This window comes from Pseudomonas sp. CNPSo 3701, from assembly GCF_028674975.1.
Classification (GTDB): Bacteria; Pseudomonadota; Gammaproteobacteria; order Pseudomonadales; family Pseudomonadaceae; genus Aquipseudomonas; species Aquipseudomonas straminea.
In genome coordinates, this window is record NZ_JAQZSI010000001.1 from 854,090 (window position 1) to 869,475 (window position 15,386).

Below are 15,386 nucleotides of genomic sequence, written 5' to 3' on the forward strand. Positions count from 1 at the left end.
GCAGCACAACAAAACGGCCGGTGTGAGCGATCATACCGGCCGTTTTTATTGTGCAGCGATAGCTGTCATCGATCTGTGGGAGCGCGCCATGCGCGCGAAAATCACGGGCATGGCCCGTTCCCACAGGAGCCAGCTCTAATGCTCGCTACCAACAGTTTTCAGGGTTTGCTGTTATCCGGCGCATTGCGTCGGCCTTCTTGCACTACCCAATCGATCAGCTGGCGCGACAACTGGTCATTGGCAGCGCCGAATGTCTTAACCACTGATTCCACAGCAGTGTCCCCAGCGATCTGTCGCACTTCGAACCGACGGCTGGCGAGGATGCGCTGGTTACCGGCCTGCACCAGGCGAGCATCGAGCAGGATATGCACCTCCGGCCGGCCATTGCGGTATTCGCTCTGGAAGGCGCGTAGATCGCTACTCAATTCCAGGTCGGCCTGCAGGCGACTGTCGTCGCTACTGACGGCGCCGACGCGGCCGTCATCGAGGAGGGCGCCGATCAGCCGATCACGGAACAGCGCTGGCGCGCGGTCGCTCCAGCGGGCGCCCTGGTAGGCGCTTATGCGGTCGCCTTGCGGCAGTACGGCGATGCGCGGGCTGTCCAGCAACTGGCTGCTCTGCGGGCGGTTGACCCGCAGCGACCAGCTTTCCCGCTGCTTCCCGGCTGCACGCACCGGCAGGTTGCTCGGCAGCAGATACACCTCGAGCGGCTCGCCCTTGGGCAGAACCGAACAGGCACTGAGCAGGCCGGTCAGCAATAGAGCGCCGGCAGTGACGAATACCTTCATGGCTGAAACTCCTTGATGCTGTCGCTGCGCAGCAGATAACCGGCCGGATCTTCTTCCAGGCGCCGCGAGAACGAGCGCAGCGAGCCCAGGGTGTCGCGCAGTTCGTTGATCGCCGGGCCGAGTTCGCCGATGCCCTGCATGCCGCCATCGAGGGCGGCGCGGTTGTCCTGCAGCAGCTGTTCGATATTGCTGCTGCTGCGCTCCAGCGAGGCGGCCAGGCGCTCGGCGCTTTCCAGCGTGTTCTGCGCCGGGCCGCTGAACAGCTTGTTGGCGTTGTTCATCAGGGCGCTGGCTTCACGGCCGGCGGCAGACATTTGCGCCAGGGCTTCGCGCAGTTCCTCGCGTTGTTCGGAAACGCTGGCGGTGATCTGTTCCAGGTTGCGCAGGGTCTTGGCGATGTTCTCGGTGTTCTCGCGGGAGAACATGGCATTGGCGCGATCGAGCAGGCGCGTCACGCTGACCATCAGGTCTTCGCCATTGGCCATCAGCCGCGACAGCGGCGAGCGGTCGGCGATGATCACCGGTATGCGACCGTTGCTGGCTTTTAGCGCCGGGCTCTCGGGGGAGCCGCCGTGTAGCTGGATCACCGCGCCGCCGGTGATATTGGTGATGGTGAGGCGCGCGCGGGTATCTTCCTTGATTGGCGTGGCGCTGGTGATGCGGATATTGGCGTGCACCTTGCGCGGGTCCTGCGGGTCCAGGGTGAGGCTGGTGACGTCACCGACGCGGATGCCGCTGTATTGTACGGCGCTGCCCTGGGAAAGGCCGTTGACCGCTTCGGTGAAGATCACCTCATAGTGGTTGAATTGCTTGTCGGCGCTGGATTTGCCTAGCCAAAGGGCAAATATCAGGATGGCGCTGACGACCGCCACCGTGAACATGCCGATCAAGACGTGATGGGCCCGTGGTTCCATTCAGCTAATCCTCGCTGCAGCCTGTTCGGCCGCGCGTCCGCGCGGGCCATGGAAATAGTCGTGTATCCAGGGATCGTCGGTGGCGGCGACCACGTCAAGCGTGTCGGCCACCAGCACCCGCTTCTGCGACAGCACGGCGACGCGGTCGCACAGGGTGTAGAGCGTATCCAGGTCGTGGGTGACCAGAAATACGCTGAGCCCCAAGGCGTCGCGCAGGGTGCGGATCAACTGGTCGAAGGCCGCTGCGCCTATCGGGTCGAGTCCGGCGGTCGGCTCGTCGAGAAACAGGATGTCCGGCTCCAGCGCCAGGGCGCGGGCCAGGGCGGCGCGCTTGACCATGCCGCCGGACAGCTCGGTCGGGTACTTGTCGCCGGCGTGGCCGGGCAGGCCGACCAGCGCCACCTTGGATCTGGCGAGGCGCTCGGCCTCGGCGCGATTTAGCCCGGCATGCTCGATCAGCGGCAGCGCGATGTTCTCCAGCACGGTGAGCGAGGAGAATAGTGCGCCGCGCTGGTAGAGCACGCCGAAGCGCCGTTCCAGCGCTGAGCGGCGCCCGGCGGGCAGCGTCAGCAGATCCTCACCGAACACCCGCACGGTGCCGGCGTTGGGCTCGCGCAGGCCGACGATGGTGCGCAGCAGCACCGACTTGCCGGTGCCCGAGCCGCCCACCACGCCGAGCACTTCGCCGCGATACAGGTCCAGATCCAGGTGCTGATGCACCACCTGCGGGCCGAACTGATTGGTCAGGTCGCGGACCTGGATGATCGCTTCGCCCTTCACCAGCCCATCTCCATCAAAAACAGCGCGGCCACGGCATCGACCACGATGACCACGAAGATCGACTGCACCACGCTGGAGGTGGTGCGTTCGCCCACCGACTGCGCGCTGCCGGTGACCTTGAAGCCTTCCAGGCAGCCGATCACCGCGATCAGGAAGGCGAAGATCGGTGCCTTGCCCATGCCGACCAGAAAGTGATTGAGCGGGATGTTCTCCTGCAGCAGGTGCAGGAACATCGACGGTGAAATATCCAGGGTGATCAGGCACACCATGGCACCGCCGAGCATGCCGCAGACCATGGCGATAAAGGTCAGCAGTGGCAGGGCGATCAGCATGGCGAAAACCCGCGGTAGCACCAGCAACTCCATGGGGTTGAGGCCCAGGGTGCGGATCGCGTCTATCTCCTCGTTGGCCTTCATCGAGCCGATCTGCGCGGTGAAGGCGCTTGCGGTGCGGCCGGCCATGAGGATGGCGGTCAGCAGCACGCCGAACTCGCGCAGGAAAGAGAAGGCCACCAGATTGACCGTGTAGATGGTCGCGCCGAAGTCGCGAAGAATGGTAGCGCCCAGAAAGGCCACCACGGCGCCGACCAAAAAGGTCAGTAGGGCAATGATCGGCACCGCGTTGAGGCCGATCTGCTCGAGGTGCGAAGCCAGGGATGTCAGGCGCCAGCGCCGCGGGTTGAGCAGAATCAGCAACATGGTGCTGAGCGTCAGGCCGACGAAGCCGAGCAGGCCCACGGCCTTGTGCCAGACGCCTTCGACCACCTCACCGATATGCCCGAAGAACTCACGCCTGCTGGAGCGGGGCGGGTGCTCGGCCCCCTGCTGGTCGTGCTGCATGGCGGTGGCGACGGTGTGCAGCAGGGCGCGGCGTTCCTCGCTGAGCGCGCCGTCGGGCAGCAGGGCGATCAGCCGCTTGGCACCGATGAGTTCGACCAGCAGGCTGGCGCCGGCGGTGTCCAGGGCATTTAGGTCGCTGAGGTCGGTGCGGCTGTGCTCGCCCAGTGCCGACCGCGCTTTGTCGACCTGCGCCAGCAGCGTGGCGTAGTGGGCGAGCGTCCAGTCTCCACCTACCTTCAGCGCTTCGGCGTCGGCAGCGGGCAGGCTGATGTAGGGCGAGTGGGTCATGGTCGACAGCTTAGCGCTCGGTGCTTGCAGTGGAACAGTCGGCAATAGGCCGCAGCGGACCCGATTGGCTCTGGTCAATCGACTCGCAGGGCGCGGCAGGGGTTCGGATAAATCGTTACAGGCGATGAATTGCATCGGAATGCTCCAGTGGCGCTGGCGCCTCGGCTTGCCTAGCATGCTGTGTTTTCCATCCTGTGGAGTTTGCCATGCATATCGATGAAGCCATTCGCAGCCGCCGCGCCGTCAAAGGCTACGACGCCGGTTTTACCCTGAGCGCTGAAGAAAAGAACGAGTTGCTGCAACTGGCGCTGCTCGCACCAACGGCCTTCAACCTGCAGCACGTGCGCCTGGTGGAAGTCAGCGACCCAGCTCTGCGTCAACAGATTCGTGCGGTAGGTTGGGATCAGGCACAGATGACCGATGCTTCGATGCTGGTTGTAATCTGTGCCCAGCTCGACAGCTGGGAAAAGAATGCGAGTCGCGTGTGGGAAGGCGCGCCTGCCGAGGTGCAGCAGTTCATGGCCGGCGCCATCGACAACTATTACCGCGGCAAGCCGCAGGTGCAGCGCGACGAAACCATGCGCAGCTGTGGCCTGGTCGCGCAGACCCTGATGCTCGCCGCCCGCGGCAAGGGCTTGGATTCCTGCCCCATGGACGGCTTCGATTTCGACGCCGTAGCCAAGCTGATCAACCTGCCGGACAATCACGTGATTGGCCTGATGGTTGCCGTTGGCAAGAAGGCTGTCGAGGCCAAGCCGCGCATCGGTAAGCTACCGTTCGATGAAGCCGTGATCCGCGACCGCTTCTGATCATAACCGCCGCTGTCGTATTCACCGGCAGCGGCGGCAATCAGCAGGAACCTAGTCCCACCCGCCTGCCTCCAACCTCGTAGACCCGTCAGAAGCGAGGAAGACCATGCAAGTTCATGTGAACAGCAACCATATCGAAGGCAGCGCACGTCTACACGAATGGGTGAGCGCATCCGTGGCGGATCGACTGGACCGGTACGATGAATTCCTGTCGCGGGTGGAAGTGCATATCAGCGACGAGAACGGCGGCAAGAGTGGCGCCGATGATAAACGCTGCCAGATCGAAGCGCGACCCAAGGGGCACCAGCCGCTGTCCGTGACCCACAAGGCCGAGTCCCTGGAGCAGGCCATCGACGGTGCTGCCGAGAAGATGCGCCATGCTCTCGAACATCTGGTGGGCAAGCTCGAGACCAAGCCGGTCGGCACTGGTCATCTGCAACAGCAGCTCGAAGGCGAGGCGGAAAACGCCGATGCGCTGCTGCAGGAGGAATTCCTGGAGCGCCAGGAGGCCCTCGGCAAAGAGTGAGCTAATCAGGGCGTTCACGTCACAATGAGCGCCCTCGCTGCAAACCATTCATAAAAAACCAGCCCCCGATCAGATCGAACAAATGATCTGATCGGGGGCTGGTTTTTTCAGGCGGTTATCAAGCTACCAGGCTGCGGCCGATAAAGTCCGGCGATGCGGTCTGGCGGTAGGTCGAAATTGCCTCGGCAGCGAGCCGTGGGCTGACCTGTGCGGTATTTGCCGCCGGTGGGGTTACTTCCGTCTGCACGCGCTGGCGGGCCAGGCTTTCGGCGGACAGTGGGTTGAGCACTCCCTGACGCTGCTCCTGAAGTGCCTCAAGCCGCTGTTCGCGTTGCTGCTCCTCGAGCGCTCGGGCTGCTTCCTGGCGCTCCTGACGCACCTGCAATGCGCGTTCCTCTGCCTCCTCCTGTTGGGCGATCCGCTCTTCACGGGCTTCGCTTAGCCGCTCCTGGCGCTCCTGATCCAGGCGTCGGCGCTCCAGCAGCTGTTCCTGAGCGTCGCTCAAGCGCTGCGCCGCGGGTGTTGCCCGGTCTATTGCACTGCTCTGCAGACCGTTGTTGGTATTGCCAAGTGGCCGATAGCTGTACTGGCCGATATTCATGCCGTCGATGGAAAGGGGCATGAGTCACCTCCGTCTTTCGCTTCGATGACTGAAGTCTAAATCGAGCCAGCGGCAGGCTTTAGGCGGATATGTCATAAGCTCAAGAACGGGATGGACTAGCACTTTTTACGGGGGTAATTGTCGTCTTCGGAGACGATCTTCGTGCATATGCTGGAAAGCCGCGTGATTGCTGGGCTGCGCGATATCGCCTGAAGCAACCACATGGCAGGCGTGCTGACGCCCGTTGAGCCGAGCGCTTATCGGCGGCGGCCAACCAATCGACGAATGGCAGCTGCTGCGTGCTTTTCCGAGCAGATATGGGCGCACGGCCTACTATGAACAGAGGCCTTGCCGGGACGCTGCGATGCGAGGGTGACAGGGGCACGGTCTTTCTTGCGCGCGACAGCGCGCCGCACAGAACGAGGACCGCGCCATGCAGCCATTCAGCTTTGCCACAGCCGCCCATCTCATCTGCGAACCCGGAGCCGTTCAGCGGCTCGTGCCGTTATGTCAGGCCTGGGGCGCGCGCTCCGTGGTGCTGGTGACCGACGCCGGCGTGGCCCGGCAGGATTTCTGCGAAGCGGTACGTAGCGCCTTCGCCAGGAGCGGGGTGGCGCTGCACATATTCGATGGCGTGGTGGCACAGGCGCCGGAAACCGTGATCGACAAGGCCGCGCAGTTCGCCCGGGAGATTCAGGCCAATCTGGTGATCGGCTTTGGCGGCGGCAGCTCGCTGGATGTGGCCAAACTGGTCGCCCAATTGGCCCATCCTGATTGTCGGCAAACGCTGAGTGATCTCTACGGCGTCGACAAGGTGGCGGGGCAGCGTCTGCCGCTGATCCAGGTGCCGACCACCGCCGGCAGCGGTTCCGAAGTCACGCCCATCGCCGTTGTGACTACCAGGCATGCGACGCGGGTCGCGGTTGTTTCTGCACGGCTGTTGCCGGATCTTGCTTTGCTCGATGCCGAGCTCACCCTGCAGCTACCGGCGCCGGTCACTGCCGCCTGCGGCATGTTGGCCATGGGCCACGCGGTGGAGGCCTACACAGGCGCGCGGCGCAAGAACCCGTTGTCCGACATGCTCGCCCGTGAAGCCTTGAGTCTACTGGGCGCGAACCTGGACGAAGCGGTGCATAACGGCACCAATCTCGAGGCGCGGCAAGCCATGCTGCTGGGCGCCTGCCTGGCCGGGCAGGCCTATGCCAATGCGCCGCTGGCGGCAGTGCATGCGCTGGCGTATCCACTGGGCGGGCATTGTCAGGTACCCCATGGCGTCAGCGCGGCAGTGCTGCTGCCCCATGTATTGGGCTTCAACGCTTCGGTAGCGGCGCCGCTCTACGAGGAGCTGGCGCCCCTGCTGTTAGGCGAACGCCTGCGCGTTGGCGATGCCACGGACCATACCGAGCAGTTCATCATCGAACTTGCCGATCTCAGTGAGCGCAGTGGCTTGCCCGCACGGCTGCGCGATGTGGGCGTCGAGCAGGATTTGCTGCCGCGTCTGGCCACCGACGCCATGCTGCATGAGCGGCTGTTGGTCAACAATCCTCGGCAAATGACCCTGGCCCATGCTCTGGCCATCTATCAGGTCGCCTACTAACCGGGCGCAGTTGTCACCTCGGCAGGAGGCCGGCACCATGCCGGCTTCTGTCTTTCTACGAGGTGGCATCGATGCAACAGCCGCAGCACCTGCGCGAGCACTATCGTCACTTCCAGCCGATCACCACGCGCTGGCACGACAACGACCTGTATGGCCACGTCAACAACGTCACCTACTACAGCTATTTCGATACGGCGGTGAACAGCTACCTGATCGAGGCTGGCGGCCTGGATATTCAACGTGGCGAGGTGGTGGGTTTCGTGGTGAGTTCGAGCTGCGACTATTTCGAGTCGATTGCCTTTCCCGAGCGCATAGAGGTCGGCCTTCGGGTCGGCAAGCTGGGCAACAGCTCGGTGCAGTACGAACTCGCGGTCTTTAGGGAGGGGCAGCAACAGGCCTGTGCAGCAGGGCGCTTCGTGCACGTATTCGTGGACCGTCAGAGCAACCAGCCGGTGACTATTCCCCAGGTGTTGCGCCAGGCGATGGAGCGTCTGCTGGCGGCCTGAACGATCAAGGGCGCCGAAGCGCCCTTGATGATGAAGTGATGATTAGCGGTGACGATGCTTTTGGTGGCGTTTGTGGTGCTTCTTGCCATGGCGATGGCCGTCGCGATAGCGCGTTTCATGGCGGTTGCTGTCCGCCACCTCATTGGCCAGCGCGCCACCAGCTGCGCCGCCCAGACCTGCACCGATGGTCGATCCGGTGCTGCCGCCAAACTGATTGCCCAGTACCGAGCCGCCGGCCGCGCCCAGGCCACCACCCAGCGCTGCTTCGGTCTTGTTGCGTGAACTGATGGCACCACCGGCGGCGCCACCCAGGCCTGCACCGATTGCAGCGCCTGTGCTGCCTCCCAGCTGCTGACCGACAATATTGCCCAGCGCGCCGCCAACCCCGCTGCCAATGGCAGTCTTGGTGGTATCGGCATAAGCCAGGGGAGAAATCATTGCACTGAAGGCCAGTGCGCTAAGGAATGTACGCATCGCGTAACCCTCGAAGATGACCCTTGCGGGCGTAGCCCATGGCATGGCCATGGTTCCAACGGCCATCGAACAGTGCCGATGACATCTCCTTAGAGCGGGCGCGCGTACGAAATTCCCTTGAGTGCTATTAAAGATACATGGATGAATGTATCAAGATGTGTTTAGGGTTCAGTTGCTTACCGAGGTTTTAGCCAGCCGAAGCGTCTAGAAAAGGGACCGCGACGCTTTGATCGAGAACCAGCCTTCGCACTCGGTGTTGTGGCCCGAATAGGCCGCGCAGGCGTCGCCGCTCAGGGTCGAGTCCGAATAGGAAAAGTCGAAGTCGATGCCTTTCCATGGGCGCGAAAGGCTCATTGACCAGTCATTGAACGAGCTGACTCGCCCGCCGCCGGCTATCTGCTTGGGTGTTTCGAGCAGGTGATTGCCGTAGCGCACGATCACCGACATGCCCAACAGCTTCACACGGCCAAGATCGGCCAGCATCGTGCTGTTGAAGAGGTTCGGGTCATTGCTGAAGGAGAAGCCGAAGCGGCGCTTGTCGTACGTCAGGCCGGCGTACAGGTCCTGGCTGTCCAGATAACTGTAGCCAGGGTGGCTGTAACGAATGGTGCCGACTTCATAACCGAGCGAGTCGACGAACTGCTGGCGGTAGCCAACGTAGCTGTTGATCTCCATCTTGCTGCCCGGGCTGATGCCCAGGCTGGGCGACCACTGGCCCAGATACCAACCGCTCGGGTGGCTCAGGTCGAGCCCGCCATGAAAGGTGCCGCCGCTCTCGGGTTTGACCAGCCCTTGCGCCATGCTGCGGCTTGGCGTGGTGCCCAGCGTCAGTTCGTAGTCGCCCAATTCGCGCTCCATGAGCGCTGCCTGGGCGTTCAGGCTGAGCAGCACCGCCCCAAGCAGGACGGCAGATGAAAACCGCATGGTATTCCCTCCCGTTGCTGGCCAATGACGTTGATGCCGGGCGGCTCGGAGAGGCCTGGCAGTCAATGGCACGGTTGTCACTCGTTTGGCAGAAACCCGAAGGGCCACATCGTGGCTTGGGCGCAACTACGCGCTTCGATTGAGCGCTTGGGAACACGTTAACCGACGTGGATAACGGCAAAGGGACATCAGAGGGTAAGTTTCGTCGATAAGTGCCGCATTTCCGACGAACTGCAGCTTTTCCTCGGAAGGGAGCTAAGAGCTCTTCACCTCGGGCTGGTAGCCCGAGGTGAAGACGGTGTGGCCGCGTTTACAGAATGCGTGTGGTTTCCTGCGCAGCGTGCAGGCGGATGGCGACGAACTTCGAGGTCGGCGTGTGGCTACCAATGCCAACGCTCTGCAGCGGCACCAGCGGGTTGGCTTCCGGGTAGTAGGCAGCCGCCTGGCCAGCCGGGATGTCGAAAGCCAGCAGGGTGAAACCAACCACCTTGCGCTCGACGCCGTCGTCCCACAGTGAGGTAATGTCCACCTTCTGCCCATGCTTGTAACCCAGGCGGGTGAGATCGGCTTCGTTGACGAACAGCACGTCACGTTGGCCGCGAACGCCACGGTAACGGTCATCAAGACCGTAGATGGTGGTGTTGTACTGGTCGTGGGAGCGCATGGTCTGCAGGATCAGATCCGGCGTCTGACCACTGTTGCGCACCTGGGGTGGTAGCAGGTCGGCGAGCAGGGCGTTGGACTTGAAGTTGGCCTTGCCGGTGTTGGTTTTCCACTGACGTGCGCCGGCCGAGTTACCCAGGTAGAAACCGCCCGGGTGCTGGACGCGGGTATTGAAATCCTGGAAGCCGGGAATGGTGTCGGCGATCAGGTCACGGATGCGACTGTAGTCGGCGATCATCGCGTCCCAGTCGACCGGGTGATTGCCCAGGGTGGCCTTGGCGATACCGGCGACGATGGCCGGCTCCGAACGCATCTCCTTGGACAGCGGCTCCAGCTGGCCGTAGGAGGCGTGGATCATGCTGAAGGAGTCTTCAACGGTGATCGCTTGCGGGCCGCTGGCCTGGATGTCGATGTCGGTACGGCCCAGGCAAGGCAGGATCAGCGCATCCTTGCCGGTGGTCAGGTGGCTGCGGTTGAGCTTGGTGCTGATCTGCACGGTCAGGTCGCAGTTCTGCAGCGCCTGGTGAGTGCGCGGGCTGTCCGGCGTGGCCTGGGCGAAGTTGCCGCCCAGGGCGATGAACACCTTGGCCTGGCCGTCGACCATGGCATTGATGGCTTCAACGGTGTTGTGGCCGTTGTCGCGGGGCACCTTGAACTGGAAGCGCTTCTCGATATTGTCGAGCAGCAGCACTGGCGGGCGATCGTTGATGCCCATGGTGCGGTCGCCCTGCACGTTGCTGTGACCGCGAACCGGGCACAGGCCGGCGCCTGGACGGCCGAGGTTGCCGCGCAGCAATTGCAGGTTGACGATTTCCTGAATGGTGGCCACCGAGTGGACGTGCTGGGTGATGCCCATTGCCCAGCACATGATCACTTTCTCGGCGCGGCGGTACATCAGCGCCGCCTGCTCGATTTCCTCCAGGCTCAGGCCGGACTGCTCGACCAGCGATTCCCAGGAGGTTTCGTCGAGCACGGCGAGGTAGGCATCGACGCCATCGGTGTGTTCGGCGATGAAGGCGTGGTCGAACACAGGTTTCTCGCCCTTGGCGACCGCCTCGCGCTCCCACTGCAGCAGGAACTTGGCGATACCGCGCAGCGCCGCCATGTCGCCACCCAGGGCTGGGCGGAAGAAGGCGGTATTGAGCGGCTCGGAGCCATTGGTGAGCATTTCCAGGGCGTGCTGCGGGTGCTGGAAGCGCTCCAGGCCACGCTCCTTGAGCGGGTTGAAGGCGACGACCTGGGCGCCACGCTTGACCGCCTCACGCAGCGGCTCGAGCATGCGCGGGTGATTGGTGCCCGGGTTCTGGCCAAGCACGAAGATGGCATCGGCGTGTTCGAAGTCGGCGAAGGTCACGCTGCCCTTGCCGATGCCGACGCTCTGGATCAGCGCCACGCCGCTGGCTTCGTGGCACATGTTCGAACAGTCGGGGAAGTTGTTGGTGCCATAGGCGCGCACGAACAGCTGATAGAGGAACGCCGCCTCGTTGCTGGCGCGACCCGAGGTGTAGAACTCGGCCTGGTTGGGGGTCTCGAGGTTCTTCAGGTGCTTGGCGATCAGGCTGAAGGCGTCGTCCCAGGAGGTCGGCACATAGCGGTCGGTGGCCGCGTCATAGCGCATCGGTTCGGTCAGACGGCCCTGATATTCCAGCCAGTAGTCGCTTTGCTCGCGCAACTGGCTGACGGAGTACTTGGCGAAGAACTTGGCGTCGACGCGACGCTTGGTGGCTTCCCAGTTGACGGCCTTGGCGCCGTTCTCGCAGAACTTGATGCGGCCGTCTTCCGGCGAGTCGCCCCACGCGCAACCCGGGCAGTCGAAACCGCCGTTCTGGTTGGTCTTGAGCAGCGCGCGCAGGTTCTTGAACGGCTGTTTGCTGTCCAGCCAGAACTGGGTGACGCTGATCAGCGCACCCCAACCGGCGGCAGCGCCTTTGTAGGGTTTGTAACGCGGGTTCACGGATTGCAGGCTCATGGCTGTTCTTCTCTTGCAGGCGGAGCAGGGCTGTAGACCCGCGGCGCGCTGTGGTGGGGCAAATGAATCAGGTTGAGGTTGTGCCGGCGCGCCCATTGCACGGTCAGGGCGGTCGGTGCCGACAGGCTGACCAGGTTGCCGATGCCGGCTCTGACCGCCTTGTGAATCAGTTCCAGGCTGCAGCGACTGGTGACCACCGCAAAGCCCTGGCGTACATCGTGTTTCTCGCGCAGCAACGCGCCGATCAGCTTGTCCAGCGCGTTGTGCCGGCCTATGTCTTCTCGGCAGGCTTTGATTTCGCCGCTTGCGTCGACATATAGCGCGGCATGCAGCGCGCCGCTGCGGCGCGCCAAGTCCTGTACGGCGGCGATGCGCTCGCGTAGATCGACCAGGTGCGCGGCGTCGGGTCGCTCGACTTTCTCCAGAGTGGCCAGCTGCGGCAACGCCTGGTCAAGCGCTTCCACGCCACACAGGCCGCAACCGCTGGTGCCGGCCAGTTGCCTGCGCTGCTGCTTCATCGCCCAGAAGGCGCGGCTGCTGATTTCCACTTCGGCGCTGATGGCCGGGCCGAGGTGGTGTAGACGGATGTCATAAATATCGTCGATGGAGTCGACGACCGCGCTGCTCAGGCTGAACCCGGCAATGAAATCTTCGACCGCCGTAGGCGACACCATCATCACGGCATGGCTGATGCCGTTGTAGCTGATGGCCAGTGCGCTTTCCTGGGCCAGAACGGCAGAACCCTGGTTTTCCGGGCTGCCAAGCTCGGCATAGGCATAACCTTGCGGCTGCTGATCAGCAGCATCGTTATGACTGGAAATGGCGGACATCTCGGCTGACCGGGGCACGGCAAGCTCCCCTGCGGCGGATTGACACAGAGAAGCCTAGGCGTTTACTGGGCAAGCGTCTAATCGCTGTTGCCGATACTGTGATCGATGTCGTTTATCGGATGCGCGGAAAGCGCTCTATGGCGCCCTTCTGGCGATGTGGCGCGGTTAGCTGCAAGCCTGCAGCTGCTTGAGAAGCTTCTGCAGCTTCTGGGTATTGAGCGCGTCTATGTCGATGATGTGATAGCCCGCCCAGGACGGCTGGTCCGCCTCGCCTTCACGGCTCCACAGGCAGTCGGCGGTAAAGCACAGGTCGTCCACGTCATCGCCTACCAGGCGGCATTCGACCAAGATGTCGGGGGGCTGCGGCGCAGTGCTGCAGAGCATGAAGCCTTCGCTGGACAGATCAGCGATGCGGCCCAGGCAGGTTTCGCCGTGCTGCTCATAGAGCTCGAGCAGCGCGGCGGCCGTGTAGCGAGGGTGTTGGCGACGATCATCCATGGAAGGCCCTCAGGTGGTTCGTCCGGTCAGTTGCTGGAGCACACGGTAGACGGCCTGTAGAGCGCGGTCGACCACCGGCGCCGCGCGTTCGGGCTTACTGCGCCGCGCCGTACCCTGCTGCAATTCCTCGGCCAGTTGTTCCACCGATTTGACCGCGGCGCGCTGGCCGTTGCGGTCGACGAACATGCAGTTATGGGTGGTGGGGCTGTACCAGGAGAGCTTCAGGGTTTGCCGTTTGCCGCCCAGAATGAAGTCGAACCAGGTGCCGAACTCAAGCTTTTCAAGTTGGCTGATCAGCCCCTGATCGGCTGGCTGGCGCTTGCGTGCCGTGGCGAGAAGCGCTGCCTCATCGTCGAGCATGGCTCCGAGGGCGTTGGGGCTTGGCGGTAGACTGAGTTTGGAGGCCAGGTGCGGCTGACCGGCCTGGACGGCGTGCTGACAGGCCACCAGGTCCTGCAGCAGGCGGCGAATATCATCTTCGTGATAACCGCCGAGCAGCATCAGGCCATTGCGCAACTCATCGAGCATCTCAATGCGCAGGCGCTGCAGGCGATCACGTTGCGCGGCATCGAGCAGGGTGCCGCTCCACGCCAGGTTCTCGGCTGTTTCACTGGCGCGCTGCCATTTAGGGCTGCTGGCGCCATGGCGTAACTGCACGAATACCAGCACGTCGATCCAGGTGCGCTCCAGAAATTGGCGGATGATCGGCGGCGGCGAGCGCCTGGCCAGTGCCTGGGCGATGGCCTGCGCGGCGTTATGGCGGGCGCCGAGCAGCTTGTCGCGGCCTTTGGCCGTCTCCACGGCGCGGCGCTCCTGAAGCTCCACCCGCTGCTTGATACCGCGGGTGAACTCGTCGAACTCACCGAGCAGTATCTCGAACAGGCGCAGGTCGCCACTGAACTGCTGAACCACCTGGCGCACCATCCACTGCACTTTGCTCAGCAGGCCGTAACTGTCCTCTTGGACGCCATAGAGTACGCCGGCCTGGGCCATGGCATTGATCAGCCGGCGGGCTGGATGGTGGGGCTGGCTGAATAGCGCGCGATCCAGTAGCGCCACTTTCAGGCAGGGCGTGTGCAGGTGGGAGAGGGCGACCTTATAGGGTTGCGGCAGGTTCTCGTCATCGAGGATGAAGTCGAAGATCATCCCGACCAGGTCGATGACATCGGTTTCATGGCTGCCGACACGGTGCTGCTGGGGCGCCTCGCTCTGGCTGGCGAGTTGGCGGTGAAGCTCGGTTTTCAGGTCAGTCACCTGCAGCGGACGATCCGGGTGTTGCATGAGGTCGGCGGCGGAGGCCTGTTGCAACCGATTGAGTGCGTCGAGCAGCTCGCCTGCCTCGTAGCTACGCCTGGCACCTGGCGGCGCAAAACTGGCCATGCTTGGCGAACCGTAGAGTGGGCCTATGGCGTGCTGCTGTTTGCGATATTCGGCGAGAAGGTGGTCGAGCCCTTCGGCTAACTGCGCGGCATCGCCGGGTGGGTTCGCCGCCAAGTCGACAGCTGCGGCCTGTGGCGTATTGGCTGCGGGGCTGCTTGCGGCAGGTGAAGGCGACTGCGGATTGCGCGCTGCCGAGAATTTGAGGTTGGGCAGCACGCCTGCTTCGATCAGTCGACTATTAAGGGCTTCATAGAGCGCGTCCAGCCCGTGCATCAGCTGCTTGTCGAACAGGCCGTAGAGCACCAGCTTGATTCGCAGCGGCAATTGGCTCGGTTGTAGTGCGGTCAGCAGAGCGTGAGCAATGTTCTTCGGGGAAAATGGATTGAGCTCGGCAGGCACAGGCTGGCCGTTGTTGAGCAGGGCCAGGCGCTTGTCCAGCGCGAACAGGGCCTGTGCGCAACGCGTTTGAACTCGCTGCGCCATGTTGGTGACCTGCAGCGCTTCCTCGTAGGCCTCATTGTCGATCAGCGCCAGGTCTTCGGCCGGAACGTCCTTGGGCTGGCTGGCGACCAGCTTGCCGTCGAGGAAATCGGCGATGCCTTTGGAAATGTTCAGGTGATAGTGGCGTTCGATCTGCGGCCGCAGTCTGCGCACTTCGCGCATGCTGTCGAAGAACATGGACTGAACCTGATTGTTCTCCGCTTGCTCGGCACATTGAAAGAGGGTGTCGTCGACCTGGGCAAAGGTGCGTGTCAGATGATCCGCCAGGTGATTGAGCACCAGCTTGCGGCAGCTCTGTCCCAACTCGCTGAAGCGCGGCTGGATGCCTCTGCTGGCCAGCGTGCTGGAAATGCCGGGGGATGGCGGCGTGCCTTGAGTGCTCATCTGAGATCCTGAATAAGGCCCGGTGCGGTGCATCAGGCTGTGCAGGTATGCCTCGAAGGTAAAGCAAATGACTACCCGTTCGCAAAGCATTGTCATAAAAGCAATTTAGGGGGTT

At 63.0% G+C, this 15,386-nt stretch carries 15 protein-coding genes; 4 read left to right on the plus strand and 11 right to left on the minus strand.

Annotated elements, in window-relative coordinates:
• Positions 1-158: 158 nt before the first annotated feature.
• The 4 genes from PVA39_RS03870 to PVA39_RS03885 are packed head-to-tail and all read right to left on the minus strand — an operon-like array spanning position 159 to position 3,609.
• A complete protein-coding gene (locus tag PVA39_RS03870; protein WP_274122907.1) occupies positions 159-788 on the minus strand; it encodes an ABC-type transport auxiliary lipoprotein family protein in 630 nt (209 codons plus the stop codon).
• Complete coding sequence (locus PVA39_RS03875) at positions 785-1,702, minus strand: MlaD family protein (RefSeq protein WP_274122908.1); 918 nt, start codon at positions 1,700-1,702, stop codon at positions 785-787. The genes PVA39_RS03870 and PVA39_RS03875 overlap by 4 nt, the downstream gene beginning before the upstream one ends.
• Positions 1,703-2,482 carry an ABC transporter ATP-binding protein gene (locus tag PVA39_RS03880; protein WP_274122909.1) on the minus strand — a complete coding sequence of 260 codons (780 nt, stop codon included), beginning with the start codon at positions 2,480-2,482 and terminating at the stop codon, positions 1,703-1,705.
• A complete protein-coding gene (locus PVA39_RS03885) occupies positions 2,479-3,609 on the minus strand; it encodes an ABC transporter permease (RefSeq protein ID WP_274122910.1) in 1,131 nt (376 codons plus the stop codon). Before PVA39_RS03885 ends, PVA39_RS03880 begins: the two co-directional genes overlap by 4 nt.
• A gap of 206 nt (positions 3,610-3,815) precedes the next feature.
• Between PVA39_RS03885 and PVA39_RS03890 the strand changes: the two genes are divergently transcribed.
• Positions 3,816-4,418 (plus strand): nitroreductase family protein, encoded by a 603-nt coding sequence (locus PVA39_RS03890; protein WP_093499924.1) that lies wholly within the window; start codon positions 3,816-3,818, stop codon positions 4,416-4,418.
• Positions 4,419-4,524: 106 nt separating this feature from the next.
• Positions 4,525-4,944, plus strand: coding sequence for an HPF/RaiA family ribosome-associated protein (locus tag PVA39_RS03895; RefSeq protein ID WP_093499922.1), 420 nt, complete (start codon positions 4,525-4,527; stop codon positions 4,942-4,944).
• A gap of 118 nt (positions 4,945-5,062) precedes the next feature.
• Here PVA39_RS03895 and PVA39_RS03900 read toward each other — a convergent pair whose 3' ends face one another.
• The gene (locus tag PVA39_RS03900; RefSeq protein ID WP_274122911.1) at positions 5,063-5,566 is read right to left on the minus strand and encodes a hypothetical protein; all 504 of its coding nucleotides are present in this window, start codon (positions 5,564-5,566) and stop codon (positions 5,063-5,065) included.
• 412 nt (positions 5,567-5,978) lie between these two features.
• Here PVA39_RS03900 and PVA39_RS03905 point away from each other — a divergent pair, with 412 nt between their 5' ends.
• Positions 5,979-7,142 carry an iron-containing alcohol dehydrogenase gene (locus PVA39_RS03905; protein WP_274122912.1) on the plus strand — a complete coding sequence of 388 codons (1,164 nt, stop codon included), beginning with the start codon at positions 5,979-5,981 and terminating at the stop codon, positions 7,140-7,142.
• 71 nt (positions 7,143-7,213) lie between these two features.
• Positions 7,214-7,648, plus strand: a complete 435-nt coding sequence (locus PVA39_RS03910; protein ID WP_274122913.1) for an acyl-CoA thioesterase — start codon at positions 7,214-7,216, stop codon at positions 7,646-7,648.
• Positions 7,649-7,690: 42 nt separating this feature from the next.
• Here PVA39_RS03910 and PVA39_RS03915 read toward each other — a convergent pair whose 3' ends face one another.
• The 6 genes from PVA39_RS03915 to PVA39_RS03940 all read right to left on the minus strand — a co-directional run bounded on the left by PVA39_RS03915 (position 7,691) and on the right by PVA39_RS03940 (position 15,271).
• Complete coding sequence (locus tag PVA39_RS03915) at positions 7,691-8,122, minus strand: glycine zipper domain-containing protein (protein WP_147174742.1); 432 nt, start codon at positions 8,120-8,122, stop codon at positions 7,691-7,693.
• A 204-nt stretch (positions 8,123-8,326) separates the two neighbouring features.
• Positions 8,327-9,046 carry a TorF family putative porin gene (locus PVA39_RS03920; protein ID WP_147174743.1) on the minus strand — a complete coding sequence of 240 codons (720 nt, stop codon included), beginning with the start codon at positions 9,044-9,046 and terminating at the stop codon, positions 8,327-8,329.
• A 310-nt stretch (positions 9,047-9,356) separates the two neighbouring features.
• Positions 9,357-11,678: an FdhF/YdeP family oxidoreductase gene (locus PVA39_RS03925; RefSeq protein WP_274122914.1), complete on the minus strand. Its 2,322-nt coding sequence runs from the start codon at positions 11,676-11,678 to the stop codon at positions 9,357-9,359.
• Positions 11,675-12,508 carry a formate dehydrogenase accessory sulfurtransferase FdhD gene (gene fdhD / locus PVA39_RS03930; protein ID WP_274123414.1) on the minus strand — a complete coding sequence of 278 codons (834 nt, stop codon included), beginning with the start codon at positions 12,506-12,508 and terminating at the stop codon, positions 11,675-11,677. The genes PVA39_RS03925 and fdhD overlap by 4 nt, the downstream gene beginning before the upstream one ends.
• Positions 12,509-12,673: 165 nt before the next feature.
• The gene (locus tag PVA39_RS03935; protein WP_274122915.1) at positions 12,674-13,006 is read right to left on the minus strand and encodes a PilZ domain-containing protein; all 333 of its coding nucleotides are present in this window, start codon (positions 13,004-13,006) and stop codon (positions 12,674-12,676) included.
• Between the two features lie 9 nt (positions 13,007-13,015).
• Positions 13,016-15,271, minus strand: a complete 2,256-nt coding sequence (locus tag PVA39_RS03940) for a DUF1631 domain-containing protein (protein ID WP_274122916.1) — start codon at positions 15,269-15,271, stop codon at positions 13,016-13,018.
• Positions 15,272-15,386: the final 115 nt, after the last annotated feature.

Excerpts from the sequence above, each read along its gene's own strand:
- PVA39_RS03870 (WP_274122907.1), bottom strand. The coding sequence starts at position 788 with ATGAAGGTATTCGTCACTGCCGGCGCTCTATTGCTGACCGGCCTGCTC.
- PVA39_RS03875 (WP_274122908.1), bottom strand. The coding sequence starts at position 1,702 with ATGGAACCACGGGCCCATCACGTCTTGATCGGCATGTTCACGGTGGCG.
- PVA39_RS03885 (WP_274122910.1), bottom strand. The coding sequence starts at position 3,609 with ATGACCCACTCGCCCTACATCAGCCTGCCCGCTGCCGACGCCGAAGCG.
- PVA39_RS03890 (WP_093499924.1), top strand. The coding sequence starts at position 3,816 with ATGCATATCGATGAAGCCATTCGCAGCCGCCGCGCCGTCAAAGGCTAC.
- PVA39_RS03895 (WP_093499922.1), top strand. The coding sequence starts at position 4,525 with ATGCAAGTTCATGTGAACAGCAACCATATCGAAGGCAGCGCACGTCTA.
- PVA39_RS03900 (WP_274122911.1), bottom strand. The coding sequence starts at position 5,566 with ATGCCCCTTTCCATCGACGGCATGAATATCGGCCAGTACAGCTATCGG.
- PVA39_RS03905 (WP_274122912.1), top strand. The coding sequence starts at position 5,979 with ATGCAGCCATTCAGCTTTGCCACAGCCGCCCATCTCATCTGCGAACCC.
- PVA39_RS03910 (WP_274122913.1), top strand. The coding sequence starts at position 7,214 with ATGCAACAGCCGCAGCACCTGCGCGAGCACTATCGTCACTTCCAGCCG.
- PVA39_RS03915 (WP_147174742.1), bottom strand. The coding sequence starts at position 8,122 with ATGCGTACATTCCTTAGCGCACTGGCCTTCAGTGCAATGATTTCTCCC.
- PVA39_RS03920 (WP_147174743.1), bottom strand. The coding sequence starts at position 9,046 with ATGCGGTTTTCATCTGCCGTCCTGCTTGGGGCGGTGCTGCTCAGCCTG.
- PVA39_RS03925 (WP_274122914.1), bottom strand. The coding sequence starts at position 11,678 with ATGAGCCTGCAATCCGTGAACCCGCGTTACAAACCCTACAAAGGCGCT.
- fdhD (WP_274123414.1), bottom strand. The coding sequence starts at position 12,508 with ATGTCCGCCATTTCCAGTCATAACGATGCTGCTGATCAGCAGCCGCAA.
- PVA39_RS03935 (WP_274122915.1), bottom strand. The coding sequence starts at position 13,006 with ATGGATGATCGTCGCCAACACCCTCGCTACACGGCCGCCGCGCTGCTC.
- PVA39_RS03940 (WP_274122916.1), bottom strand. The coding sequence starts at position 15,271 with ATGAGCACTCAAGGCACGCCGCCATCCCCCGGCATTTCCAGCACGCTG.